This window comes from Alphaproteobacteria bacterium (assembly GCA_033344895.1).
Lineage (GTDB): Bacteria > Pseudomonadota > Alphaproteobacteria > UBA8366 > Aestuariispiraceae > Pacificispira.
The window spans coordinates 3,013,481-3,036,216 of record JAWPMN010000001.1; the positions used below are offsets into that span (position 1 = coordinate 3,013,481).

Below are 22,736 nucleotides of genomic sequence, written 5' to 3' on the forward strand. Positions count from 1 at the left end.
GGGTTATCATGGATCTGATCAGAGTCGCCATTTCCCGGCCGACTGCCGTTGTTGCCGCTGTCCTTATGGCAGTGATGTTCGGCTATGTTGCGCTGACCACCATCCCGATTCAGCTGGCACCGGACGTCAACAAGCCGGTGATCACGGTGACGACCAACTGGTTCGGCGCTGCCCCCGCGGAAATCGAACGCGAAATCCTGAACGAACAGGAAGACGTCCTCTACGGGCTCGAAGGCCTGGAGAAGATGATAGGGACTGCCGAACACGGCAAGGCGGAGATCGAGCTTGAATTTGCCATCGGGACCGACATGTCCCGAGCCCTGCTGCTGGTCTCGAACCGGCTTGATCGGGTTTCCAGCTATCCGCCGGAATCGGACGAACCGACCTTGGATACCGCCGGATCGGAAGACAACGCCATTGCCTGGTTCCGCCTGCTTCGCACGGAGGGCAACGAACGGCCGATGCATACCTTCGGCGATTTCGCCGAGGATTATGTCAAGGCGCGGCTGGAGCGCGTGCCCGGCGTCGGAGGTTCCGATGTCTATGGCGGCGGTGCCGAAGAAATGCAGGTCATCGTCGATCCGGTTCGGATGGCGGAGTTCAAACTGACCGTTTCCGATGTGGTCAACACCCTGCGGGCGGCGAATGCATCGATCACGGGCGGTGATGTGGACGAAGGCAAGCGTCGCTATATCGTGCGTACCGATAACGAGTTCAGCAATGTCGATCGCGTGCGTCAGGTCGTGCTGCGAACCTTCACGGACGAGAGTACGGGCCGCGTCGCACGCGTCACAGTCGGTGATATCGCCGAGGTGACGTTCGGCCACAAGGATTCCGTCGCCTATATCCGGTCCAACGGGATTCAGGCCATTGCCCTGAACGCGACCCGCGAAGTGGGCGCCAACGTCATCGAGACGATGGTCGGCATTCGCGCGGCGGTGCAGGAGCTTAACGACGGGATCCTGGCGGCGAACGGCCTCTATCTTGAGCAACTCTACGACGAGACGGTCTACATCAATTCCGCCATCGATCTGGTGACCGGGAACATCTTCTATGGCGGGATGCTGGCGGTCATTCTGCTGCTGGTCTTCCTGCGCTCCATCCGCGCCACCCTGGTTGTCGCTTTGGCAATCCCGGTTTCGGTCATTGCTTCCTTCGTTGCCATGGCGGCGCTCGGTCGGTCCTTGAATGTCGTTAGTCTCGCCGGGATCGCCTTCGCCGTCGGGATGGTGGTCGATGCGGCGATCGTGGTGCTGGAAAACATCTACCGTCATCGCCAGGACGGCAAACCGGTGGCCGAGGCCGCCTATCTGGGCGCCAAGCAGGTCTGGGGCGCGATCCTGGTGTCCGCCCTGACGACGGTGATGGTGTTCATTCCGATTCTGGTCATGGACCTTGAGGTAGGCCAGTTGTTCCGAGATATCGCGGTGGCGATTTCCGTTGCCGTCATGTTGTCGCTGCTGGTTTCGGTAACGGTCATTCCGGCCCTGTCGAGGGGGCTGCTGAAGTCCGGTATCAGCGACCCGAACAGCCCGCCTCTCAAACTGCCGTTGATCGATCATTTCGGGCGCGGCTTCGTCGCCGTGGTCATGGCGCTGACCCGCGCCGTGGTCCGAAATCGTCTGCTGGCGGCGGTTCTGGTGATCGGCATGACGGGGGGAACCGGGTTCATCACATACAAGCTCCTGCCGGATCTGGAGTATCTGCCGGAAGGGAACCAGAACTTCATTTTCGGCATGGTCTTCCCGCCGCCGGGCTACAATCTGGACACGATGCGCGACATGGCGGGGAGGGTCGAAGCTGCTGTCCGGCCGCTTTGGGTCGAGACCGGCAAGCAGGCCCAGCCCGGCGTGGAAGAGGCAGAAAGCGTCGAAGTGGACGAAGACGCACCGCCACCGATGAAGAACTTCTTCTTCGTTGCGTTGAATTCCCTGACTTTCATTGGTGCCAATACGACCCAGGAACAGGCGCCACGTGTCGCGGAACTGATGCCTTACCTGCAACGCCCGGTATTTGCGGAGCCGGGTACGTTCGGATTCTTCACGCAACCGTCCATCTTCGGACGTGGCGTTGGGGGTTCCCGATCGATCGACATCGATATTCGCGGGCCGGAATTGCCAGAGGTGATGGGGGTTGCGCAGCGCGCGATGGGCATGGTTTCGCAATTGTTTCCGTTCGAGCGCGGCAACCAGATCCGGCCGATCCCGGGGCTGGAGCTCGGCGAACCGGAAGTGCGCGTCCTGCCGGATCCGATCCTGTTGTCGGACAACGGGGTTACCGCCACCGAACTGGGGCAGACCGTCGACGCGTTCAATGACGGATTGCGGGTGGCGGAGATCACGGTCGGCGGCAAGTTGATGGACCTGATGCTCAGCGGCGACGCGCGCGGCATTACGACGACACAGGGCGTTGCCAGCCTGCCGGTCGTGACGCGATCTGGCACGATCCTGCCGACCAGTTCGCTGGCGGAGGTCGTCGTGACATCCGGGCCGACGCAGATCCGCCATACCGAGCGGGTCCGGACCGTGACGCTGCAGTTGCGGCCGCAGGACGACATGCCGTTGGGTGTTGCCCTGGAGAAGCTGCAGACCGAGGTGATCGCTGTCCTCGCGGCGCAAGGACTTCCGGCCGGCGTCGAAATCGGTCTGTCGGGGACGGCGGATAAATTGAACGAGACCTGGGCGGTCATGCAGTTCGACCTGCTGCTGGCGCTGGTCATCGTCTATCTGGTGATGGCGGTCCTGTTCGAAAGCTTCTTCTATCCGCTGATCATCGTGCTGTCCGTGCCACTGGCCATGGCCGGCGGCGTCGGCGGCCTGACGGTGTTGAACCTCTATATCAGCCAGCCGATGGACATGCTGACATTGCTCGGCTTCGTGATCCTGATCGGCATCGTGGTGAACAATGCGATCCTGATCGTACACCAGACACTGTATCACCTGCGTGAGGAAGGCCTGTCACCGGAGGAGTCGATCATCGAGGCCACCCGGAACCGGATTCGTCCGATCTTCATGTCGACGCTTACCAGCGTGTTCGGCATGACGCCGCTGGTCGTTCTGCCGGGCGCCGGGTCGGAGATCTATCGCGGCCTCGGTTCCGTGGTCGTCGGCGGGCTTTCGCTTTCGGCGGTCCTGACGCTGACCATCATTCCGCCGCTGCTGGCGCTGTTCCTCAAGACACTGGAGGGCGGCAACCGCGCAGCGGAGGAAAAGAGCCGGACGACGAACAAGGAACTGAATCCCGCGGAGTGATCACTGCGCGGGAGGAGGCTCCACCGGGTTCCCGCGGGCGATCCATCCCGATGCACGCCCGCGGCCCAGCATGCCTTCCTTGATGTTGTAGACACTGGTGAAGCCGCTTCGGGCCAGGAAGGTACTGGCCCAGGTGGACCGCACACCGGAAGCACAGATCAGGGCGATGGGCGTGCTCTTGTCGCCGTCGACACTATCCAGAACCGCAGCGAGAAAGCCCGCCGGGCCGTCCGGATGGTGCATGCTGATCGCACGGGCCCCGCGGGGAATACCAGTGTCCTGCCATTCCTGCGGACGCCGTATGTCAACAATGGTGATCGCCCCTTCATTCTGCAGTTGGAGGGCGGTCGGGGCGTCAATCACGCCGTCCTGAGCTGCCGCGGGACCGCTCAACATCGTACCCAGGTAAAGGATCGCCACAGCTTTAAGCAAAATTCTCAACATCGTCGTCTCGTGCAGCACAGTGTGTTTAGGCCCGGTTTTCATGCATTTGATGACATTCTGCGGCAGGAACGCATAGTCAAGAGGTCGTGAAGTACGCTACGGAAAACCGGCGCGGAACCGCGCCTCTTGGCGTAAAACGGCTTGGAGCGTATTGTATAAGGGTAATTGTCCCCTGCAGAAATACTCGCGGGCGCACGTTGATTTGAGAAAGTCGCTGATATGGCCGAGAAACTGACCGCTTCTGATGTACAACGGCTTCTGACCGATCCGTCGACGGACAATCGGGCTCTGGCCGCGGACAAGATCGCTGCCCAATTCGGTTCCGGCGCATTGAGCGCATCCGAAAGGCAGATTGCCGAGGATATCTTCCGGGTCATGGTGAAGGATGCGGAGGAACGCGTCCGTGCTGCCCTGTCGAAGCACCTGAAAGACGCGCCGGATATCGAAAGCAATCTGGCGAAATCATTGGCCAACGACCTGTCCGACGAAGTCGCCCTGCCGATGATCCAGTTCTCGGAGGCCCTGACCGACGCGGATCTGGTGGAGATCGTCAGCACGCAGGGCGGTGCGCGCACCAAGGCCGTGGCAGGGCGCCCAACCGTTTCCTCGAAAGTCTCTGACGCAATCGTTGAGCACGGGGACGAGGAGGCCGTCGTAACCCTGGTTTCCAACTCGGGCGCCGAGATCAGCGAAACGGCCCTGGACAGGGTGGTGGAAACCTATGGCGACCGGCCGCAGATACAGGATCCGCTGGTACATCGCCCGACCTTGCCTGTAACCATCGCCGAAAAACTCGTCGCACGGGTCGCCGATCATCTGAAGGACTATCTGGTCCAGCACCATGAACTGCCGGAGCAGACCGCGACGGACCTCATCCTGCAGAGCCGCGAGAAGGCGACGCTCGGCCTGTCCGGCCAGGGCAATTCCGAACAGGTTGCGGCCCTGGTCGAGCAATTGCAGAACAATGGCCGTCTGACACCGTCGATCATTCTGCGCGCGCTCTGTGTCGGCGATCTCGGTTTCTTCGAACATGCCCTTGCCTCGCTGGCCAGCGTACCGGTCGCCAATGCCCGCATGTTGATCCACGATGATGGCGAACTGGGGCTGAAATCGCTGTATCAGAAGGCCGGCATGCCGCCGGCGCTGCTGCCCGCCTACCGGTCCGCCCTGGATATGGTTCACAGCGCGGAGATGGAGCGGACGGACGACGATCCCGAACATCGCATGCGCCGCCTCTTGGAGCGGGTGCTGACCGAACATGAAGAGATTGTCGAAGAGTTCGGCGCCGATAATGTAGACTATCTGCTCGCCAAGTTCGGGCGGCTGGCACAGGCATCGAAGGCCGCGTAGGAGATTGTCGTAGCACCGGCTCTGGTCATTTGGTCGTCCTTGCCCTAAACCGGCCCGGCGACACGAGAGGAGCCCGAGATGACCACCGATACGACTGGCCTTTCACAATTGGGGCAGGCCGCGCCCAACCCGACAGATCCCGCTGAGGCCGTATTGGAACGTGTGCCCAATCCGCATGCCGATACGGATTATGTGGCGCGCTTTACGGTGCCGGAATTCACCTCGATCTGCCCGGTCACCGGGCAGCCGGATTTTGCCCATCTGGTAATCGATTACATCCCCGATCAGTGGATCGTGGAGTCCAAATCCCTGAAACTATACATGCATTCCTTCCGCAACCACGGCGCCTTTCACGAGGATTGTACGGTCGGTATCGGGCGCAGACTTGTGGCGGAACTGTCGCCGCGCTGGCTGCGTATCGGCGGTTACTGGTATCCGCGCGGCGGCATTCCGATCGACGTGTTCTGGCAGCATGGCAAGCTTCCGGCGGGCGTCTGGGCGCCGGACCCCGGTGTCGCGCCCTATCGCGGGCGTGGCTGACCGGCAGGTCTACCAGGGGGCGGGCACGAACAGCACGACGGCCCCCACTCCAACCAGCACGGCACGCACCGGCAGTTTGAACGGCGCAATGAGCCCGAAGGAAATGGCCGCGAGCGCAATTGCCAGCTTCACGGATGCCAGGACTGCCGCGGTCGGGTTTTCGGACAGGTCGATCAAGGCCGGATTCGCGATCATGCCGAGCGGGATCAGGTAGAGACCGACGCCCAGCCCCATGGCGGAAACGGCGACTTTCAGCCAGTTCTCACTGACCATTCCGGCGGCAATGAAGACCGCGCCACAGACTGGAGGCGTGATGGTGCTCAACAAGGCGAACCAGAACACGAAGAGATGCGCCTGAAGCGGCGCCAGGCCCAACTCCATCAATGCCGGTCCCGCCACCGAGATGCAGATCACATAGGCTGCCGTCGTCGGAACCTCCATGCCGAGGATCAGGCAGGCCAGCGCCGTCAGCAGCAGGGCCGGCCACAGCATGCCACCGGACCCGGACAGGATCAGGGAGGTGATCTTGACCCCCAATCCGGTGATGCCCAGCACACCGATGATGATGGAGGCACACAGGATGATCGATGCGATGGTGGCGATCTGACGCCCCGCGGACAGGCAGGTTGCCTCGATACGGGACAGGGTTCGCCGCCAGTCCAGGGACAGTTTGCCGTCCGTCACCAGCAGGACCGCCCCGGCCAGGATGGCGAGACATGCGGCATATTGCGGCGTGTAATCGCCCACAAACATGCCCCAGAGCAGGATCGAGAAGGGCACCATGAAGAAGGCGGCGGTGATCAGGACCGCGCGCATGGGCGGCCGGTCCTCGGCTGCCAGGCCGGACAGTTTGTGGCGCAGGGAGAACGCATCGATCCCGAACCAGCAGGCCGCGAAATAGAGGACGGCCGGTAGTAGGGCGGCAGCCATGATCTCGGTATAGGGCGTGCCGGTCAGTTCGACCATGACGAAGGCCCCGGCGCCCATCAACGGCGGCATGATCTGGCCACCGGAGGAGGCGACGGCCTCAACAGCGCCCGCGAGCGAGCGGGGATATCCCAATCGCGTCATGGCGGGCAGGGTGATCGCCCCGGTTGAAGCGACATTGGCCGAAGCCGAGCCGGAGATCGAACCGAACAGGGCGGAGGAGATGACGGAGACCTTGGCAGCCCCGCCGCGCAGCCGACCGGCGACCGCGGCGGCGACATTCATGAAACCCTGGCCGGCTTCCCCGGAATTCAGGACGGCGCCAAAAATGACGAAAATGGCGACGATGGATACAGAGACACCGGTGAGCTTGCCCCAGATTCCGCCTTCGGCGATGGTCAGCGTTCCCAGGAAGCTCTGCAGCGGTGTACCCGGGTGACCGAATTCGCCCGGAATGTGCTGGCCGAACAGACCGTAAAGCAGGGCCAGGGCCGCGACGAGCGGCAGAGGCCAGCCGATGGACCGGCGCGCCATTTCCAGGACGGTGACAAGCAGGACGACGGAGACGGCGATCTGGAAATTGCCCTGCAGGAAGCCGTACTGGTCCGACAGGACATCATGCTGCCAGGCAATCCAGAAGCAGGCCGCGAGGCCGAGGCTTCCAAGAACGCAGCCGACGATCCGCTGTACCGTGGTCTCCGCAATGAACAGCATCGCCCAGGGAAGGGCGAGCGCCATATGCAGTGGGCGCGATACCAGGTTCGGGATCAGGCCTGAGAAGATCAGCCAGAGATGAAAGGCGATGGATACCGCACCGAGGGCGGCCCAGATCATCCGCGCGGATGCGCTCATGCTTCGGTCCTGTGTGAATAAAAGAAGCGGCCGACCCCCGTTGTGCGAAGAGCCGGCCGAACTTCGACGTCACTTACATGTGGGCGTCTTGAAGCGGGAAGCCCTGTTCCTTGTAGTATTTCAGCGCGCCGGGATGGATCTTGCCGGAAATGTTCTCCAGCATGTCCGCGGACACGCCGTTCCACCAGGCGGCATCGGCGCCCATCTTGGCCTTCTGATCCCAATAGGTCTTGGTCAGTTGGTATGCGGTGTCATCGTCCATGTCGGTCGTCGTGTAGGCGACCACCGGCAGACCGGTCGTCACGATATCGGTGTCCTGACCGGCATAGGTTCCGGCCGGGATGACGACGCGCAGGCGCTTGGTTTCCGCGATCTGGTCGTCGCTAAGCGACAGCACGGTCACATCCGATCCGGCGGCGGCCTCGATGACGTTCGGTGCCGGGAAGGAGCCGGCGGTGACGAAACCGTCGATCTGGCCGTTCTTCAGGGCCGGCACGGCGTTGGACAACTCGACATCGGCCAGGTCGACCTTGCCTTCAAGGCCGAACATCTTGAGGTACTTCTCACCTTCGCGGGCGCCAAAGCTGCCCTTGCCCAGAAGAACCGTCTTGCCTTCCAGCCCTGCCAGGTCGGAGACGCCGCTGTCGCTGCGCACCACGAAATGCATGGTCAGGGACGGGATCGGAAACAGCGCGCGGATCTCATCGAAACGCGGGTTCGACTTGCCTTCGAACATGGCCTTGCCGCCCTGGGCGAGACTGACCAGCGCCGGCGGGGTGGTGAAGACATAGTTGCCGGTACGGGCCGCGGATTCCATCACGTTCTGGACGGAGCCCTGGCTTTCCTCGACGGTCACGATGATGCCGCCGTCGGTGCCGGCCTTCATGGCCTCTGCGATCTGGACCGCCATCTGGTAATAGGAAGACGACGAACTCGCCGACTTGTACGTGACCCGGGTTTCCGCCTGGGCCGCCGCAAGCGGCAGCGCGGTCATCAGGCCGATCGCGGCCAATTTGCCAAACAGTTTCATGGGACCTCCCTCAATCGCCGTTATGGGCGGGGCCGCCTGTCGGTCCGCCGCTGGATCAATCACTAATCCAGCCGCCGCATGGGGGCAAGAATTGGGGCGCGGACCCACCGGCCAATCAGTTTGGAAACAGGCGCTCGTCGGTGGGTCAGATATACCCCTCGGCACGCAGGCTGGTATGGCCGGACCGGGATATGATGATGTGATCGTGCAATTGAATGTCGATCTGCGCCAGGGCATCGCGCACGGCGGCGGTCATGTCGATATCGGGACGGGACGGGGTCGGGTCGCCGGACGGGTGGTTGTGGACCATGATCAGCGCGCTTGCGCTCAGCTCCAGAGCGCGTTTGACGACCTCCCGGGGGTATAGCGGCGTGTGATTGACGGTGCCGCGCTGCTGGACCTCATCCGCGATCAGCCGGTTGCTGCCGTCCAGAAACAAAAGGCGCGTCTGCTCGACGGCGTCGCGCCCCATCGCGGCGCGGCAATAATCGATCACCGCCTGCCAGGATGACAGCACATCCATCCTGTCCAGGTCCTGCCGGATCAGCCGCAAGGCGGCCTGCTGAACGGTCTTCAGTCCGACGACCGCATTCTCCTTCAACCCGCTCTGCGCCATCAGGACGGCGGGGTCGGCGGACAGGACGCCGCCGAAGCTGCCGAACCGGGCGATCAGGTCCTTCGCCAGCGGTTTCACATCCTTGCGCGGAATTGTCTGACACAGCAGCAGCTCCAGCAGTTCGTAATCCTGCATGCTGGCGCCGAGATCATTCAAAAAGCGAGCTTTGAGGCGCTTTCTATGCCCCTGGTAGTGGGGCGGGTCAGCAGAAACCGGCGGATCGACGGGGTCGGTCACGGCATGTCCTTCGGGCCGGTTTCAGGCGTCAGACGTAGGGCGGGCGATCCCAGCCCTTTGGCGAGGCGGTAAAGATCTCGTACCCGTCGGCGGTCACGCCGATCGAATGCTCGAACTGGGCCGACAGGGACCGGTCCTTGGTCACCGCGGTCCAGCCGTCGTTCAGCGTCTTCACAGGATACCGGCCGGCATTGATCATCGGCTCGATCGTGAAGAACATGCCTTCGCGCAATTCGACCCCGGTATCGGGTTCGCCGTAGTGAAGGACGCTGGGCGCGTCGTGAAACACGCGGCCGAGACCATGGCCGCAAAAATCGCGAACCACCGAAAAGCGACGGGATTCGGCATAGCTCTGAATGATGTGGCCGATTTCGCCCAACCGCATGCCGGGGCGCACGGCCTCAATGCCCTTCATCATGGATTCATAGGTCACGTCGCACAGATTGCGCGCCTTCACGGACACCTTGTCACCGACCAGGAACATCCGGCTGGTATCGCCGTGCCAGCCGTCGAGGATGACCGTAACGTCGATATTGATGATATCGCCGTCCTTCAGAAGCTTCGCGTCATCGGGAATGCCGTGGCAGACGACGTGATTCACGCTGGTGCAGATCGACTTGGGAAAGCCGCGATAGTTCAACGGCGCCGGGATCGCCCCGTGATCGGTGATGTATTCGTGGCACAGCCGGTCCAGTTCGCCGGTGCTGATGCCGGGCTGGACATGGGGCGTGATGAAGTCGAGCGTTTCCGCGGCAAGGCGTCCCGCCTTGCGCATTCCTTCGAAATCTTCCGCATTGTGCAGTTTGATGCGGCCGGCTTCGGTATCGTAGAGCATTTCGGTCACTGTCTCGTTTCTGGCGCTGCCGGAAACGGACCTATATCCGTAGCGGCAACGCGGACTTCAGTTTTATGCCGTGCGGCGTGACGGCGCAATCATAGCATACCGCTTCAACTCCGGCATCCCGCGCCTCTGCGAAGGCGGCGGCATAGGCCGGATCGATATCGGATGCAAGGCTGAAATGGGCACAATCGCCCCGCTGGACAAGGTAGAACATCACGGCACGACCGCCTTCCCGGGCGATATCGGCCAGTTCCGCCAGATGCTTGGCGCCTCTCTCGGTACGGGCGTCGGGAAATTCGGCCGCTTCGGGATTTGGCCCGTCAGGACGGCGCAAAGTGACGCTTTTCACTTCGACATAACAATCGCTGCGATCCGGATCGGTCAGAAGCAGATCGATCCGGCTGTTTCGGCTGCCATACTTCACCTCGCGACGAAGCGCTTCGTATCCGTTGAGCTCGGGAATGGCGTGGCGGCCGATGGCGTCCTCGACGACGCGATTGGCCAGATTAGTATTGATACCGACCGGCACCGGTGCCCCGTCGATGACCTGGGTCGCGATCTCCCAACGCCAGTTCAGCTTTGCCGTCGGGTTCCGGTTGGCGGACACCCAGATCGTCGTGCCCGGTTCGGCCAGTCCCATCATCGAGCCGGGATTGCCGCAATGGGCGATGTCTTCGTCACCGCCGCCGAACCGGATGTCGGCGAGGAAACGCTTGTAGCGGCGGAGAAGCTGCGCCTCCACCAGGGGCTCGGCGTATTTCAGGCTCATCCCTCGGACCGGGCGCGTTCGATCACCGCTTCCAGCTGCTCACCCGGCACGAAGCCGCCGACGAACTGCTTTCCGATGACCATGGCCGGCGTCCCGCGTACATCCAGGGATTCCGCGACCGAGCGGGTCATTTCGATGTATTGTGCGATCCGCGGGTCATCCATGTCCGACTTGAGTTGGTCGATGTCGAGACCGACCTCGTCCGCCTTCGCGAAGATGACATCGTCACTCAGGCGTCCCTGAAATTCCATCAGGGCGGTATGGAACTCCATGTAGAGGTCTTGCTTCTGCGCTGCCAGCGCCGCGCGGGCCGCGACCAGGGAAGCCGGGCCGAGAATGGGAAATTCAACGAAGACGAACCGAAGCGACTCGTCCTTTTCCATGACGTTGCGCAGGCTCGGGAACAGGCGCTTGCAATAGCCGCACTGGTAATCAAAGAACTCGACCACGGTGACATCCGCGTCCGCGGCGCCGACCACCGGGGTCAGCGGGCTTGCGGTCAGCGTCGGCACCAGCCCGGAAATGGCCTCCTGGCGGCGAAGCTCGCCGGCCATGGTCTCGCGCTGCTCCAGGACCTGCATCGCCTCGAGAATGATTTCCGGATTCTTCAGAAGGTAATCGCGGACGATGGATTCGATGCGTGCCCGTTCGGCGGGATCGATCGCATCCTGCGCAATGGCCGTACCGGACCAGCAGAGCGAAACGGCACATGCCGTCAGGAACAGTCGAATGGGGCGAAACACGATATCGGTCTCCGTCGAAATTCTGTGCAGGTCACGGTCTTTGTCATAAGCGCTGCAGCACGCCCGGCCAAGGGGGAAAGGGCGACCCCACGCCATCGTCATTGCCGTTGAACGGCGTTTGGCGCCGGGTCAGCGCCCACCTTACTTGCCGTCGGCGCGATACGAGATGTCCTGTGCCTGAAGCCAGGATGCGGATCCCTCCGGAAGAGTTTCCATGGCGCGCTTGGCCAGTACCTTGGCCTGGGCTTTCTCTCCGGTGCGGAGCGCAACCTCCGCCTGGGTCAGGTAAACCATGCCGGTATCGCCCAAACGTTGGTGCGCCTGCCCCTTCAGGTTCCAGGCACGGATCATGTTCGGTTCGTAGCCGACAGCGACATTGGCATTGTCGAGGGCTTCCGGCAGTGCATCGGGATTGCCGCTTTCCAGGAGAACCTGGGCCAGGTTGGCCCGGATCAACGACGCCCAGGGCAGAATTTCCACAGCCTTTCGGTAGGCGTCCGCCGATTTGGTCAGATCGCCTGCCCGTCGATAGATGTCGCCTTTCGTCTCCCAGAAGAACGGGTCTTCGGGACTCTCGCTCAACAGGACATCGATCTCCGCCAGGGCCTTGTCGGTCTTGAAGAGCTCCATATAGGCGATGGACCGGGCATAGCGGGCCGGCGGGGACGTATCGGAGGGCGGGAAACGGTCGATCGTGTCCTGTGGCTTCAGATAGCCAGCCAGCTTGGCGCGCATCCGGGCGTGGACCAATTGGAACTCAAAGGGCAACTCGTTACCGGTCGCCTTGGAGTTCTGGACATGATTTTCCAGAAAGGTGATGCGGTCCTGGGTCAGCGGGTGCGTCCGTGTGTAGGGGTTCGCCCCGGCACTGTACAGCTTGTCCTGTTCCTGCAGCACCTTCATGAACTCGACCAGGCCGCGGGATGAAATACCCGCATCGTCCATATAGGTGACAGCCGCCTGGTCCGCGGCTTGCTCGTTGGCGCGGGTGTATTGCAGGAAGGAGCGTTCGCCGACCTGCTGACCCAGCAGCGTACCGGCCGCCGCGGCCTGCCCGTCACCGGTCGCGAGTGCCGCCCCCAGACCAAGCAGCATTCCTGCAATTGCCATGGTCTGGGCGTTTTCGATGTTGTCCTTGAATTGTGACAGATGCCCGCCGGTGATGTGACCCAGTTCGTGCGCCAGCACCCCGATCACCTGGTCCGGCGAATCGGCTCGGGCCAGCAGCCCGGTATTGACGAAAATACGCTGTCCGTTCGCGACAAAGGCGTTCAGGCGGTCATCCTTGATCAGATGAATGCGCACCGATGATCCGTCTACACCCGCCGCTTCATAGATGGGTTGCAGGTAGTAGCGGATCGTGTTTTCGATCTCCGTATCCCGGACGAAGGAGATATCGCGGCCTTGCGCATGGGCGGCCGATCCGGGCACACTCGCGCCCGCGGCGCCGACAGCGCCAGCCAACATCAAGCTGAACAACGCGGCGGCGCGGGTGCGTTGCAGCCGTTCGCGCCAGGAATTTAGGAGGGTCCGCATCCTTGTTCGATGCTCCAACCGTGAGAAAAATGACCGTCTCGGCGGCCTGTAAGACCCTTAACGTAGTGTGCCCGGCCGGTCGGTTCAAACCTGCATTCGCCGCGTTGCGCGCAGGGGTTGTCCTTTCCGGGGTCCTTGCCCTGTCGGCCTGCGGCGGCAGTTCAGAGGAGCCGCAATACGGTGATATCGGCTATATTCAGGGATTCTACGGCGGCCTGGCTGTCGACGAGCCGATTGCGGCCCTGATCGGCCGGGATATCCTGACCTCCGGCGGATCGGCGGCGGATGCGGCGACGGCGATCTCTTTCGCGCTGTCCGTCACCTACCCGTCGGCGGTGAGCATTGGCGGTGGCGGGGTCTGCATCGTCAACGATTCTCGTCTGGGCCTCAGTGAGGTCATTGACTTCATTCCGCCCGCAGGCACAGGCGGTCGTGGCGATCGTCCGTCCGCCATCCCGACATTGCCGCGTGGCATGGCGGCGCTGCACGCCCGCTATGGCCGTTTGCCGTGGCGCAGCGTTGTGTCGCCGTCCGAGCGACTGGCACGGCTGGGTTTCCAGGTTTCACGCGCGTTTGCCAAGGAGCTGGCCCGGGCGGCCGATCCGTTGTACCGCGAACCCAGTGTGCGTGCTGTTTTCGCGCCTAATGGTCGATTGCTTGGGGAAGGCCAAAAGCTGATACAGCCGGATCTCGCTGGAACGTTGGGGCAGATCCGCGCCGGCGGGGCGGGCGTCGTCTATTCCGGTCGACTGGCGCGCCGGATCCTGGAAGGCGTGCACGAGGCGGGCGGCACCCTGTCCTACGAGGAATTGAACAGCTACACGCCGGAGCTCCGTCTTCCCATTATCGTGCCCTATGGCGATGACGAAATGCATTTCGCACCGCCGCCCGCGGCCGCCGGGCCGATGCTGGCCAATATGTGGCGTCTACTTGTCGAAAGTGACTTCTATGCCGAGGCAAGTGAACAGGAGCGGGCCCATATTCTGGCGGAGGTCATGAAGCGGGCCGGGGCAGACCGAAAGAACTGGATTGCGCCCGGTTTCACCACTTCGATCCCCCTGGAAGAGGTCGTCGCGCCGAACCGGGTGCGCGGCTTGATGGCCGGTTACGATGCGAACCGGGCGACGCCCGGGCGCGAGCTGGACCCGCAGGGACGACAACTGGTGGAAGTCATATCCGGGACGGGCTTTGTCGTGTTGGATTCCGGCGGCATGTCGGTCGCCTGCAACCTGTCGCTCTATAATCCATTCGGTACGGGCCGCATTGCCGGAGACACCGGCATTCTGCTGGCCGCCGCGCCGGGTCTGCGCGGGCGCAATCCGCTGGGGCTGGGCCCGGCGATCGCTGTCAACAGCAACAATCTGCGTTTCAAGTTCGCCATTGCGTCCGGTGGCGGTCCGCTGGCGCCGGCAGGTGTCATTCAGGTCATGGCCGATACGCTGCTCGCCGATGTAAAGCTGGATCAGGCAATCGCGAAGCCGCGCATTCTGGCCGTGGATTCACCCGACACCGTGCTGGTGGAAACCGAGAATGGGGACGACCTGGCGGCCGATTTGCAGGCGAAGGGACACCCGGTCTCCCGTTTGACGTGGCAGGGCAAGGTCAACGCGGTCCATTGCCCGCTCGGCATTCATCCGGACCGGACCAGGGAGGCTGTCTGCGGCGTGGTCCATGATCCGCGCGGGAATGGTCTGTCGCCCTATTCGGAAGGTGCCAACTGACCATGGCAGGCTTGAAGGTCGGGAGCCGGGGCAGCATTCCTGCCTTCATGGTGATGGAAGTCATGCGTGCTGCCGTAGAGCGGGAGCGGTCCGGCGATGCGGTTTACCATCTGGAGGTCGGCCAGCCCGGTACATCCGCGCCCCGCGGTGTGATCGAGGCGGCACACAGGGCGCTGGATACCGACAGGATCGGCTATACGGTCGCGCTGGGAATTCCGGAGCTGCGGGAGGCAATTGCCGGCCACTACCAGTCGGAATACGGCCTGACGGTGCCGGAGGATCGCATCGTCGTGACGACGGGGTCCTCGGGTGGATTTATCCTGAGTTTCCTGGCGGCGTTCGATCCTGGCGATCGTGTGGCCCTCGCGGCGCCGGGATACCCCTGTTATCGTCACATTCTCAACGCGCTAGGCATCGATCCGGTCATGCTGCCCGCCGGTCCGGACGAGCGGTTCCAGCCGACACCGGCCCTGCTGGAGCGGGCCATGCAGGACGGGCCGGTCCACGGTCTGATCGTTGCGTCGCCATCCAATCCGACGGGAACCATGCTGGACCGCGAGGCCCTGTCGGAATTGCTGGATTTTTGTGCCCGGCACGGAATTCGGGTCATCTCCGACGAGATCTATCACGGGATCACCTACGGCATGGCGGCCACGAGCGCGGCGGAGCTGGATGCCGGCGCCGTCGTTGTAAACAGTTTCTCGAAGTATTTCTCGATGACGGGTTGGCGGCTTGGCTGGTTGGTCGTGCCGGAAGACCTGATCCGGCCGGTGGAATGCCTGGCGCAGAACCTGTTCATCTCGCCGCCGACACTCAGCCAGCGCGCAGCCGTTGCGGCCTTCGACTGTCATGAAGAATTACAGGCCAATCTACGGCGCTACACGGACAATCGCGCCCTCTTGCTGCGGGAGCTGCCGCTGGCAGGGTTCGGCGATTTGGCGCCCTCGGACGGGGCCTTCTACATCTATGCGGATGTCGGCAACCGCACCAATGACAGCCAGGAATTCTGTGCCCGCATTCTTCGGGAAACCGGGGTCGCGATCACGCCGGGTCTGGATTTTGACGCCGTGCGAGGAAATCGTACCGTGCGTTTTTCTTTTGCTGGCACGACCGAAGAAGTCGCCGCTGCCGCCGAGGCATTGAAAAACTGGCGATAGTCGGGTGGCGGGACTGCGTCAGCTGGCGCGGAACGGATTGCCGATAACGACCCGGTAGAAGCCTCGATTGTCGTCCAGCCCTGCCAGTTTCAGATGGATGAACACCGGTCGACGGCGATCCTGGTCCGGCCAATAGCTGAAGTACCGGCCCTGGTTCACTTCCGGTCTCAAATCCCGGAACAGGGTGTCATTGCTTTCGAAATCAGTCGTGACGAAGCCGGCATGTCCGGCCGGAACACGCTCCTGAATGGAGCGGCGCGCCGTTTCGAAACTGGCAACCGCTGTTGAGACCGAAGCGATCGGGTGGCTGTCGATCTGGATCGCGACCAGTCGGTCCGATGCCTTGCGGTCGAACTGGGCGACCACGACCTTCGCGTCCTTCAGCCAGGTGTCGACACGCAACTTGCACGCCGTGAAATCGTCGCCGATATCCTTGCAGACCTCGATCCGGTCCCGGACGCTGGCCAGATTGTCGGACCAGCTCAGCCCCATCATCAGATCGCGATACTGCGGCTCGCTGGCGGCGAGAACCAGGCGTTCCTCCAGATCAGCCCGTCCGGATTCCCGGGCGAAGTCAGAGGCCAGGCGACCATCGGCGGATACGATGCTCGGATTGGCGCCGAATGCCATCAGCATATAGGCCGTTTCCGGATCGCCACGCAGCGATGCCCGCATCAACGGGGTCAGACCGTCGGACAGACCGTTCGGATCGGCGCCTTCCTCCAGCAGCACACCCAACATGCTGGCCAGTTCCGGCCGGTCGGCATGCTGCACGACCCGATGGATCAGTTTCGGGGGGATCGATGCACCGTCATCGGCCAGCAGTCGCACGATGTTCGCCTGCCCGTTCAGCGCGGCCTGTTCCAGGGCAGTCCGTACGCCCGATCCGAAACCGTCTTCCACGGCGTATTTCGCATCGTCCAGCGAGAAGCCGGGCGGCGGGGAGCCGAGAAGGGCGACGACAGTGCCTTCATTGCCGGCATCGATGGCCGACTTCAGACGCGAGGTGAAGACACGCGGATCGGTCGGCGCCGCCGGCGGTGCGGGCTTTGGCGGCGGCATGAATACCCCGGATTCGCTTCCCACATTCGCCACCTGCTGCGGCGGCGGAGCGGGGGCATCCCGATCAAGCGTCTCGTTGATGGCGGCGGACAGGTCTTTGGCCGCGTTTGCCATCTCCGGGGTGACCGATACGTCCGGCGGGGGCGTGTCGGGGATGCTGAATTGCGCGACGGGGGCGGAAGAAACCACGGAGGTGGCCGGCTTCGGTGCTTCAGAGGTTTCTTCGATTGCGGGTTCGAGTGCCGGCGGCGCCTCCATGGCCGGAGATGGTGCCGGGGCAGGCGCCGGGGCGGGTGGATCCAACTGCGCGGTCACGAGCTTCTTGTCGGGCTCTGCCGGCGGCGGGGCCGTGTTGCGCGTTGCCAGCAGCAGGGCGTCGCGCTCTGCGCGGACCTGTTCCAGCCGGGCCAGTACATGCGGGTGGCCGGCGGCGATCTCCATCGGGCCGACGGAGCATCCGCGTTGAGGATCGAAGGATGCGCCCCGCTCGGCCAGCAGCGAAGCGGCACGGACACGCCCATTGGCGGAGGCAACGGCAAGCGGCGTCAGGCAGCCGTAAACGCCCCCCGCCAGATCGACCGGCGCTCCGGCGTCGATCATGCGCTGCAGCGCCTGGCTGCGCCCTTCGGCGGCGATCCTGTGCAGTATCGACCGACCATCCTTCGTCGGAAGGGTCGGATCGGCACCCGCCTGCAACAGCAGGCTGACGGCGGCGAGATTGCCGGCCCGCGCGGCGCGCAACAGGGCCGGATTGCCCTCGCTATCCAGAGAATTCGGATCGGTCCCTTCCGCCAGTCGCGCCCGGACGGTCTGCAAATCGCCATTGGCGATGGCGTCGATCAGGGTCGTCTTAGGCAGGAAATCGCCGACCTGTCCCGATACGCCGGCAAAGAAGCGCCCCGCGAAATCCGGGTTGATCGCAGACAGGGCAAGACCCGTCGCCAGCGCTCCGGCGAAGACACCGCTCATCAACGCAACGCGGTTCGGGCCCGTGCCGCGCGAATCCGGTTGCCCCGCGGCGGTTTGCCGACGTGCCGCCCCGAAGCGTTTCAGACCGAACCGCCGCGATCCGCGTTCCGCCGACGCGTCCCGGCCACCCGGATCGGCGGTAAGGCCGCTGCGGAGTGGCGGCTGGGACGTTTCGGCATCCGGCGTGCGGCGTACCGGCAGGGCGTCTTCACTTCGCTTTTCCGTCGGTGCGATGTCTTTTTCATCCAGGTCGCGCGGAATCTTCCATCCGCCGGCCATGATGTCGTCGTCCAGCGGGCCGCTATGGACCGTGACATGCGGCACGAAGGTTGCCTTGCGTCGCTGTGACTTGGGTGCGGCTTCGGCCGAGGCCTCCGAGGAGGCGGGAGTGCCGGCTACAGGCGGACGGCCAAGCGCGGCATGAGCGCCTTCCTCCGGGAAAGCCGCACCGACATGATCCTCGACATCAGGGGCCCAGGGCGTTTCACCGGTGAGCCCCAGCCGACCCTGCATGTTTTCCGGCTTCGGCGTCGGCCAGAACTTCAATTGCGGATGCGGTTCCGAAACGGTCTCTTCCGTATCGGTCGCCGGGATCGGGTCTTCGGGCGAGAGATCCGCGGTGTCGGACTCGAGGGCCTCTTCGCTGTCGTCTGCGGAGTCAGCGTCGCGTTGGGCGCGCAGCATCGGGGAATCGATGACCTGGCCGTCCCGAATGGTCACGATATTCGTGTAATCGGTCTCACCGGTAATGGCGTTGACCTGGGCCTGGATCAGACGCAACTCGTCATAACGGTCTTCACTGATCAGCGCGCCGAGACGCACGATCGCCGTCTGGTCGCTGTCCAAGCTTTCCAGGTTCTGCCAGTAGCGCCCTGTCCGGCCTTGTATCCAGAAAGTCCGTTCCACGGTTCTTCGTCCGCCCGTCTTGTCCTCGGTCCGGCCGCGTCGGCGCCGGTATCCTGCCCCATCTCCGCGTCTCTGCGGGTACGGCCATACCGACACCGAGGACGCGATCTCCTCAGCTGAAAGCTACATGTTGTGGCGGAAACCACGCAAGGTTCGGATATATCGCGGCAGGGGATGGAGCCTGAAGACCTCGGATATCCGGGGATTCAGTGGCTGGAGTGACGGTGTGCGGGGAATTCCGTCCGGCGCGTCGCAGGGCCGTTTTCGCGAATCGGGTCCCCGGCGGTGCCTGGTCAGCGTCGGCGGGCGCGGGTGACTTCGACCCCGACGAAGGCGGCGTTGGACAATGCTTCGGGCTTTTCAACGCGCACGCTGGCGGACAGGACACGTTCGTCCTCAAGGCACATTTCCGCAATCCGGCTGGCCAGGGTTTCGACCAGTTTCACGTGGCCCTCGGCCGCCATCTGCTGGATTCGTTCCGCGATCTGGGCATAGCAGGGAACGCAGTCATAGTCGTCCGCATTCCAGTCTTCCAGAGGCAGGGCCTCGAGATCGAGGTTGATGCGGATGGGCTGCATCCGATGATGTTCGTGATCGAAGACGCCGATGCTCCAGGCGATGTCCAGGTCGCGAACCGAAATGCGATAGGTCACGTCCTGCGGGGCCGGGGCCTGTTCCGCCACGGTATAGGAGGCCTGGGCCAATTCGGAAATCACACGCATCCTCTTTACCTCTCCCCCTGAACGTCTCGTCCGTATTCTCTGTCCTGCCTTTGCGGTCCGCGCCGTCCGGACGGGCTTGGCAAAGTCCGGCGCGCGGGCTAATTCCGCAGTCACAGCGGCACACTACCCATACCGGGCCCGAAGGCAAGAAAAGCTCGGTTTCAGGAAAGTTGAAGATGTCCAGAACCGTCCTTAACGAAGCCCCGCAGCGATGCCTTGTAATGGGTATCGTGAATGTGACGCCGGACTCCTTCTCCGGCGACGGACTAGGCAAAGAATGCGACATCGTGGCCGCTGCCGTCGCGCAGGCGCAACATTTCGTTGAAACCGGGGCCGATATTCTGGACATCGGCGGCGAAAGCACGCGTCCCGGCGCCGAGCTTGTCGCGGAAGATGAGGAAACCGCGCGTGTGGTTCCCGTGATCCAGGCGATCCGCGACGTTCTGCCTGATGTCGCAATATCGATCGATACGTATAAGGCGCGCGTCGCGGCGGCTGCGCTGGAAGCCGGGGCGGACATTGTCAACGATGTCTGGGCGTTGAAGGCGGACCCCGACATGGCGCGCGTCGTGGTCGAGGCGGCATGCCCCGCGATCCTGATGCACAATCGCAGCAAACCGGGCCATGCCGATATCGATCGGCGCCTGGGGGGGAGCTACGTCGCGCCGGATTATGGCGACAATTTCCTGGAATGCGTGCTGGACGAGATGCGGCGGATGATGGCGGATGCGGTCGAAAGCGGACTGGACCCGGCGCGGCTCTACGCCGATCCCGGCGTCGGGTTTGGCAAGACGCCCGCTCAGAACATGGCGCTGATCGAGGCGATCGACCGGGTGCGGGACATCGGCTACCCGGTCCTGCTGGGCGCCAGCCGAAAGAGCTTCATGGGGCGTGTTCTGGATCTGCCGGCCGGTGACCGGCTGGAGACGACGCTGGCGACGACGGCGCTCGCCGTGACCCGCGGGGCTGCCATCGTTCGCGTCCATGATGTCGCCGAGAACGCCAAGGTCGTGCGCATGACCGAGGCAATGCTTACCGCCGGTCGTGCCGCCCGAGCGAATTCGGAAGATGCCGCATGACCCGGGTTGTGGTTCTGGCTCTGGGAAGCAATCTGGGCGATCGGGAAGGCATGCTGGCGACGGCGATCCGGGAACTCCGGGCCCTGTTGGGACCCGTAACCCTGTCCCGGGTCTATGAGACTGCACCGATGTATGTCACGGATCAGCCCGCCTTTCTGAACATGGCGCTATCGGCAGTGACCGATCTGGCTCCGTTGGATCTGCTGGACAAGGTAAAGGCATTGGAGACGCGGATCGGACGGGTACCGTCGGTGGTGAACGGGCCGCGCGCCATCGATATCGACATCCTGTTTCATGGCGACGCCGTTCTTGAGACGGAAAGACTGGTCCTGCCGCATCCGCGCATTGCGGAGCGGGCCTTCGTGTTGGCGCCATTGGCCGATATCGTGCCGGATCACCCTGTCCCGACTACCGGGAAAAGCGTTCGGGACCTGTTGGATGTGGTGCCGGGTCGGGACACGGTCGTGGTCGTCGACAAGCCGGAAATCGCCTGACGCCGGGCCGGCGGACGAGCTATGCGCTGGCTGCATGCCTGAGTCCTGAACTTTGCAGTTCGGTTATGTGTGCATTGCAATAATGTGTCGCACAGCACCGGGAACGGGATGGCCCGGCGGCTGGTTCCAGATTAGCGTTGCGATCCACTCACGGCGGCTTCGGCCGCCCGATGGGCTTTCGTTAACCGAATTTTGAGAACCGCCTGCCTAGTCTCCGTTCCGCTACGGTAAATCGAATGACACATGCGCGGTCCGGTACAGGGCACGCGCCACCGAACTGAAGGACCGAATGACATGACCAACACCACCGATATCCGCGGCCCCTGGGTCGAAGGCGGCCATCAGATCGCCGCGCTGCGCAAGGCGCGTGAGATCACCAAGGCCGAACTGGCCGAACAGGCCGGGCTGCCTTCCGTCGCCTGGATTGCCGACGTCGAAGCCGGCCGCCGCCCGGTTCCGTCCGTGTTCTACAAGGCCCTGGGCCTGCAACTGGGCATGAGCGCGTCCGAATTCGCTGCACTGTGCCTGAAGCATTACGACCCGAAGGCCTACGAGGCGCTGTTCGGTGCCGAAATCCCGGCGCTGAAACTGGCTGCCTGATCCATTTCGGGATCGACTTGCGGAAAGGCCCCACCGGATGCACCGGCGGGGCCTTTTGTCTTTCCCGGGCCTTTCCGAAAATGATCAGGACAGCGGACGCATGCCGCATCGGTCGACGATATCCGCGATCGCCTCCGCGGTGCCGCGTCCGGATTCCTCGGTTACCGAAAAGACCCCGCCGGTCAGTTGCGGATAGGCGCGCATGATTTCTATGACGCGCGGATCCGGCGACAATTGAAAGCCGGCGGTCGGGATGTAGACGGATGAAATACGGATGTCGCGGCGCAGGGCCTCGGTCGTGATCTCCCGCGCGTTGACGTCGTCGACCCCTTCGTCAAAGGAATCGTCGAAGCCGCCAGGCAGATTGTCCGTGATCAGGACCAGAATGCGGCTGCGGGCCTGCCATTCGCCCCTGAAATCGCCCTCCTGCGCCCGGTCGGCGGCACTGAGCCCGACGACAGCGGTGCGCAAGGCCTCATCGCTGGCCTCCGGGCCGCCATTGCCGCCTTCCGCTTGCAGCCGCCGGATCGCCCAGGTGATCGCATCCTTCGCCTTCCCGGGATCGGCGACGGATCCCAGATCGACATCGACGCGTACGGTGTCGCGAAAACTGACGAGGCCGAGGCGAAAATCGCCCGCCGATACGAACGATACGAGATCGATAAGCCGGATCGCCTCCCGCTTCATCTCGCGGATGGCGGCCGCCATGGAATGCGTCGTGTCGATGGCGATGACCAGATCCGTCGCGCCGCATTTCCCTTCTCGGCCCGTTCCCTTGACGGCACCGGTCTCCTCATCCGAGCCCCAAAGGAATGCCGATGACGGGGCGGCCGGAACGGCGGTAGCCGCCAGAAAGGCTGACAGGGCAAGGATCAGGCGCTTGTTCATCA

General features: G+C 63.2%; 19 protein-coding genes. 8 read left to right on the plus strand and 11 right to left on the minus strand.

The features are described from left to right. Positions 1–8: 8 nt before the first annotated feature. Positions 9–3,251: an efflux RND transporter permease subunit gene (locus R8L07_14475; GenBank protein MDW3206738.1), complete on the plus strand. Its 3,243-nt coding sequence runs from the start codon at positions 9–11 to the stop codon at positions 3,249–3,251. Here the strand turns inward: R8L07_14475 and R8L07_14480 are convergent, their stop codons facing one another. Beyond that, a complete protein-coding gene (locus R8L07_14480) occupies positions 3,252–3,695 on the minus strand; it encodes a rhodanese-like domain-containing protein (protein ID MDW3206739.1) in 444 nt (147 codons plus the stop codon). 219 nt (positions 3,696–3,914) lie between these two features. Between R8L07_14480 and R8L07_14485 the strand changes: the two genes are divergently transcribed. Together R8L07_14485 and queF are read left to right on the plus strand one after the other, a co-directional pair. Continuing rightward, a complete protein-coding gene (locus R8L07_14485) occupies positions 3,915–5,045 on the plus strand; it encodes a DUF2336 domain-containing protein (protein MDW3206740.1) in 1,131 nt (376 codons plus the stop codon). 78 nt (positions 5,046–5,123) lie between these two features. Beyond that, positions 5,124–5,585: a preQ(1) synthase gene (gene queF / locus R8L07_14490; GenBank protein ID MDW3206741.1), complete on the plus strand. Its 462-nt coding sequence runs from the start codon at positions 5,124–5,126 to the stop codon at positions 5,583–5,585. Positions 5,586–5,594: 9 nt separating this feature from the next. Here queF and R8L07_14495 read toward each other — a convergent pair whose 3' ends face one another. The 7 genes from R8L07_14495 to R8L07_14525 all read right to left on the minus strand — a co-directional run bounded on the left by R8L07_14495 (position 5,595) and on the right by R8L07_14525 (position 13,136). Then, the gene (locus R8L07_14495; GenBank protein ID MDW3206742.1) at positions 5,595–7,364 is read right to left on the minus strand and encodes a TRAP transporter fused permease subunit; all 1,770 of its coding nucleotides are present in this window, start codon (positions 7,362–7,364) and stop codon (positions 5,595–5,597) included. A gap of 73 nt (positions 7,365–7,437) precedes the next feature. Further along, positions 7,438–8,394, minus strand: coding sequence for a TAXI family TRAP transporter solute-binding subunit (locus R8L07_14500; GenBank protein ID MDW3206743.1), 957 nt, complete (start codon positions 8,392–8,394; stop codon positions 7,438–7,440). A 145-nt stretch (positions 8,395–8,539) separates the two neighbouring features. After that, positions 8,540–9,247: a DNA repair protein RadC gene (radC, locus tag R8L07_14505; protein MDW3206744.1), complete on the minus strand. Its 708-nt coding sequence runs from the start codon at positions 9,245–9,247 to the stop codon at positions 8,540–8,542. Between the two features lie 28 nt (positions 9,248–9,275). Beyond that, the gene (map, locus tag R8L07_14510) at positions 9,276–10,082 is read right to left on the minus strand and encodes a type I methionyl aminopeptidase (GenBank protein MDW3206745.1); all 807 of its coding nucleotides are present in this window, start codon (positions 10,080–10,082) and stop codon (positions 9,276–9,278) included. A gap of 40 nt (positions 10,083–10,122) precedes the next feature. Next, positions 10,123–10,857, minus strand: coding sequence for a DNA/RNA nuclease SfsA (sfsA, locus tag R8L07_14515; protein MDW3206746.1), 735 nt, complete (start codon positions 10,855–10,857; stop codon positions 10,123–10,125). Then, complete coding sequence (locus R8L07_14520; GenBank protein MDW3206747.1) at positions 10,854–11,600, minus strand: DsbA family protein; 747 nt, start codon at positions 11,598–11,600, stop codon at positions 10,854–10,856. Before R8L07_14520 ends, sfsA begins: the two co-directional genes overlap by 4 nt. A 141-nt stretch (positions 11,601–11,741) precedes the next feature. Beyond that, entirely contained in the window at positions 11,742–13,136 is a 1,395-nt protein-coding gene (locus tag R8L07_14525) for a M48 family metalloprotease (GenBank protein ID MDW3206748.1), read from the minus strand. Between the two features lie 104 nt (positions 13,137–13,240). Between R8L07_14525 and R8L07_14530 the strand changes: the two genes are divergently transcribed. Both R8L07_14530 and R8L07_14535 read left to right on the plus strand, forming a co-directional pair. After that, positions 13,241–14,857, plus strand: a complete 1,617-nt coding sequence (locus R8L07_14530) for a gamma-glutamyltransferase (GenBank protein MDW3206749.1) — start codon at positions 13,241–13,243, stop codon at positions 14,855–14,857. A gap of 2 nt (positions 14,858–14,859) precedes the next feature. After that, positions 14,860–16,014, plus strand: a complete 1,155-nt coding sequence (locus R8L07_14535; protein MDW3206750.1) for an aminotransferase class I/II-fold pyridoxal phosphate-dependent enzyme — start codon at positions 14,860–14,862, stop codon at positions 16,012–16,014. Between the two features lie 18 nt (positions 16,015–16,032). Here R8L07_14535 and R8L07_14540 read toward each other — a convergent pair whose 3' ends face one another. Both R8L07_14540 and folB read right to left on the minus strand, forming a co-directional pair. After that, a complete protein-coding gene (locus tag R8L07_14540; GenBank protein MDW3206751.1) occupies positions 16,033–18,951 on the minus strand; it encodes an ankyrin repeat domain-containing protein in 2,919 nt (972 codons plus the stop codon). Between the two features lie 293 nt (positions 18,952–19,244). Continuing rightward, positions 19,245–19,673 carry a dihydroneopterin aldolase gene (gene folB, locus R8L07_14545; protein ID MDW3206752.1) on the minus strand — a complete coding sequence of 143 codons (429 nt, stop codon included), beginning with the start codon at positions 19,671–19,673 and terminating at the stop codon, positions 19,245–19,247. A gap of 176 nt (positions 19,674–19,849) precedes the next feature. Here folB and folP point away from each other — a divergent pair, with 176 nt between their 5' ends. The 3 genes from folP (at position 19,850) to R8L07_14560 (ending at position 21,846) form a co-directional block, all read left to right on the plus strand. Continuing rightward, positions 19,850–20,752, plus strand: coding sequence for a dihydropteroate synthase (gene folP / locus R8L07_14550; GenBank protein MDW3206753.1), 903 nt, complete (start codon positions 19,850–19,852; stop codon positions 20,750–20,752). After that, complete coding sequence (gene folK / locus R8L07_14555) at positions 20,749–21,246, plus strand: 2-amino-4-hydroxy-6-hydroxymethyldihydropteridine diphosphokinase (GenBank protein MDW3206754.1); 498 nt, start codon at positions 20,749–20,751, stop codon at positions 21,244–21,246. Before folP ends, folK begins: the two co-directional genes overlap by 4 nt. A 294-nt stretch (positions 21,247–21,540) precedes the next feature. Further along, the gene (locus tag R8L07_14560) at positions 21,541–21,846 is read left to right on the plus strand and encodes a helix-turn-helix transcriptional regulator (protein MDW3206755.1); all 306 of its coding nucleotides are present in this window, start codon (positions 21,541–21,543) and stop codon (positions 21,844–21,846) included. Between the two features lie 84 nt (positions 21,847–21,930). Here the strand turns inward: R8L07_14560 and R8L07_14565 are convergent, their stop codons facing one another. Further along, positions 21,931–22,734, minus strand: coding sequence for a vWA domain-containing protein (locus R8L07_14565; protein ID MDW3206756.1), 804 nt, complete (start codon positions 22,732–22,734; stop codon positions 21,931–21,933). Between the last annotated feature and the right edge of the window lie 2 nt (positions 22,735–22,736).

Excerpts from the sequence above, each read along its gene's own strand:
- R8L07_14475 (MDW3206738.1), top strand. The coding sequence starts at position 9 with ATGGATCTGATCAGAGTCGCCATTTCCCGGCCGACTGCCGTTGTTGCC.
- R8L07_14480 (MDW3206739.1), bottom strand. The coding sequence starts at position 3,695 with ATGTTGAGAATTTTGCTTAAAGCTGTGGCGATCCTTTACCTGGGTACG.
- R8L07_14485 (MDW3206740.1), top strand. The coding sequence starts at position 3,915 with ATGGCCGAGAAACTGACCGCTTCTGATGTACAACGGCTTCTGACCGAT.
- queF (MDW3206741.1), top strand. The coding sequence starts at position 5,124 with ATGACCACCGATACGACTGGCCTTTCACAATTGGGGCAGGCCGCGCCC.
- R8L07_14495 (MDW3206742.1), bottom strand. The coding sequence starts at position 7,364 with ATGAGCGCATCCGCGCGGATGATCTGGGCCGCCCTCGGTGCGGTATCC.
- R8L07_14500 (MDW3206743.1), bottom strand. The coding sequence starts at position 8,394 with ATGAAACTGTTTGGCAAATTGGCCGCGATCGGCCTGATGACCGCGCTG.
- map (MDW3206745.1), bottom strand. The coding sequence starts at position 10,082 with ATGCTCTACGATACCGAAGCCGGCCGCATCAAACTGCACAATGCGGAA.
- sfsA (MDW3206746.1), bottom strand. The coding sequence starts at position 10,857 with ATGAGCCTGAAATACGCCGAGCCCCTGGTGGAGGCGCAGCTTCTCCGC.
- R8L07_14525 (MDW3206748.1), bottom strand. The coding sequence starts at position 13,136 with ATGCGGACCCTCCTAAATTCCTGGCGCGAACGGCTGCAACGCACCCGC.
- R8L07_14535 (MDW3206750.1), top strand. The coding sequence starts at position 14,860 with ATGGCAGGCTTGAAGGTCGGGAGCCGGGGCAGCATTCCTGCCTTCATG.
- folB (MDW3206752.1), bottom strand. The coding sequence starts at position 19,673 with ATGCGTGTGATTTCCGAATTGGCCCAGGCCTCCTATACCGTGGCGGAA.
- folP (MDW3206753.1), top strand. The coding sequence starts at position 19,850 with ATGTCCAGAACCGTCCTTAACGAAGCCCCGCAGCGATGCCTTGTAATG.
- folK (MDW3206754.1), top strand. The coding sequence starts at position 20,749 with ATGACCCGGGTTGTGGTTCTGGCTCTGGGAAGCAATCTGGGCGATCGG.
- R8L07_14560 (MDW3206755.1), top strand. The coding sequence starts at position 21,541 with ATGACCAACACCACCGATATCCGCGGCCCCTGGGTCGAAGGCGGCCAT.
- R8L07_14565 (MDW3206756.1), bottom strand. The coding sequence starts at position 22,734 with ATGAACAAGCGCCTGATCCTTGCCCTGTCAGCCTTTCTGGCGGCTACC.